The organism is Chromatiales bacterium, assembly GCA_020445605.1.
Classification (GTDB): Bacteria; Pseudomonadota; Gammaproteobacteria; order JAGRGH01; family JAGRGH01; genus JAGRGH01.
Genome location: JAGRGH010000018.1, coordinates 1 through 2,205, shown reverse-complemented (window position 1 = coordinate 2,205; position 2,205 = coordinate 1). Strand labels below are relative to the sequence as shown.

The window sequence follows — 2,205 nt, the reverse complement described above, 5'->3', positions numbered from 1 at the left end:
GGTGGTTCCCGTTCCGTCTGAAGCCCTTGACGTGATCGGTTAACCCCACGGGTGCGGGGATGGTGGTTCCCGTTCCGTCTGAAGCCCTTGACGTGATCGGTTAACCCCACGGGTGCGGGGATGGTGGCGACTAAGATAAGCAAATTTTACAGTGAGAAAGGTTAACCCCACGGGTGCGGGGATGGTGGCGTAGGGACACTGCCCTACGAATTACGCATCGGGTTAACCCCACGGGTGCGGGGATGGTGGCTACTTCTTCGGTCGAGGTGTCCACCGATCATGGTTAGCCCACGGGTGCGGGGATGGTGGTGACATTGATAATCGTTTTTTTTTGGGTACTCAGGCAGTCGTTTTTAGAGTAAACACATACATCAAACAGCGAGAGCATCATGATTCTTTTGGGGATTGACATCGAGACAACGGGCACGGACATTGAGAACGACAGTATCACGGAGATTGCCATTGTGTCGTGGGACACAGAGAAGAAGGCGGCGATCCAAACAGCATCTACTCTGGTAGGTAGTGCGGATGGGGTATGGGATGGAAGAGAGTACCCGGAGGATGTGCAGCAATTAACGGGCATTACGATTGACGATCTACGGAACCACGGGGCGGACTTTGGGCACGTTATGCGGTTACTCGTGAAGAATGCTCAGCACCCCATGGTAGCTGGAATCGTAACCCACAACGGCACAACGTTCGACCTCCCCTTCTTGGCTAACAACATCACCAGATGGAACGAAAGGGGAGACGCCCCAATCCCGATTGACGCGATCCTACCAAGCACAGCTCCACTTGACTTCATCGACACCCGTTACGACCTACCAGCGCCAGAAGGAAGCCGGAAGCTCACCTACATGGCAGCCGATCACGGGATCGTGAACCAGTACGGCCACCGGGCACTCTCTGACGTACAGACCATGCTCGCACTTCTCTCCTGCTATCCGATAGAGGAGGTGCTAACGCGGTCACAATCCCCAACGGTCACGATTGCAGCAATGGTGAGCTATGACGACCGAGACAAGGCAAAACAGGCCGGGTTCTTTTGGGAGCCTGCGAGCAAGACCTGGCGCAAAGAGGTCAAGGAATGCGACCTTATGGGGATGAGTGAGTTACCATTCAAGATACAACGGCTATGATTTGGACAACCAAGATACCCGACAAACCGGGGTGGTGGTGGATACGTCAAAAGGGCACGGTAGGCGGTGAGACCGATCTGCAATTGGCGATTGAGATATTTATACCCAACAAACGACGCCCTGCCGCTTACGTCGAAACCGGGCACGGATTTGTGCCTGTTTGCGACTACTATAAAGCATTCGGGACGATACTCGAATTCTCCTCAACTCCCATCCCAGAACCAACAGAACAGGAGCCGAAATGACCAACGACCTACCAAAAATCACCGAACAACAAAAAGAGCAGCTCGAAGCGAGTTTGAAGAAGTTCATAGCAGAGACGCTCCCAGTTATCGAGCGCGTCGTTGGGGTACTCGCAGAGACCCTCAGCCCGATGATCCGAGCAATGATCCAAACGCTCACCGACGCATTCCGACCCATCTACGAAGCCGCTGGGTCACCATATGGGGAAGCGGATGCGGATGTTCTTCGATGGGTTGCGGCGACGATGAAGGGAGCGATAGAAACCCAGGATGAGAACTTTTAACAGAGACAAACAATGGAATGGATTGACGACCTTACGATCAAAAGCAAGCTTGTAGATAGCGTCTTCCCTATGGAGATATATCAGCGCGAGTACGGCGGCCCTTACACATGGGGCATGGCGAACAGTGCTTTGAGGAGCATCGCCAGCTTTCCCACGATAGAGGAGGCGAAGCAAGCAGCAGAGCAGGCGATTCGGCACATGTGCGAACAACGTCTCAAGGAACTGGATAACCGATAAACAAACTACCAACAACAGAACAGGGGAGTGACATGAAGAAAATACCATCCCTTTTCAAAAGGGACTACGAAGGAACGCACTTGGTATATGACGAGGTCGTAGAGGGGTGTGAGTGGGTATTGAATGGGGAGGGAGTTGCGACACAGAAGTATGACGGCACGGCGTGTATGATAAAAGGGGGCGTCCTCTTCAAACGCTACGACGTGAAGGCAGGGCGAACCCCACCAAGTGGAGCAATCCCTTGTGAGGAGCAACCGACCGGGCATAATAAGCATTGGCCGCACTGGGTTCCAGCCAGCAAGG

General features: G+C 53.5%; 4 protein-coding genes and 1 CRISPR repeat array. All 4 genes read left to right on the top strand.

The window, feature by feature from the left end:
- Positions 1-37 precede the first annotated feature (37 nt).
- Positions 38-309: direct repeats of the CRISPR family, unit length 29 nt; unit sequence GGTTAACCCCACGGGTGCGGGGATGGTGG.
- A gap of 80 nt (positions 310-389) precedes the next feature.
- Positions 390-1,139: a 3'-5' exonuclease gene (locus KDG50_03155; GenBank protein ID MCB1864400.1), complete on the top strand. Its 750-nt coding sequence runs from the start codon at positions 390-392 to the stop codon at positions 1,137-1,139.
- Positions 1,140-1,380: 241 nt separating this feature from the next.
- Positions 1,381-1,665 carry a hypothetical protein gene (locus tag KDG50_03150; GenBank protein ID MCB1864399.1) on the top strand — a complete coding sequence of 95 codons (285 nt, stop codon included), beginning with the start codon at positions 1,381-1,383 and terminating at the stop codon, positions 1,663-1,665.
- A 12-nt stretch (positions 1,666-1,677) separates the two neighbouring features.
- Complete coding sequence (locus KDG50_03145) at positions 1,678-1,902, top strand: hypothetical protein (GenBank protein ID MCB1864398.1); 225 nt, start codon at positions 1,678-1,680, stop codon at positions 1,900-1,902.
- A 32-nt stretch (positions 1,903-1,934) separates the two neighbouring features.
- Positions 1,935-2,205 (top strand): hypothetical protein (locus tag KDG50_03140; GenBank protein ID MCB1864397.1); only part of this gene is annotated, 271 nt, incomplete at its 3' end.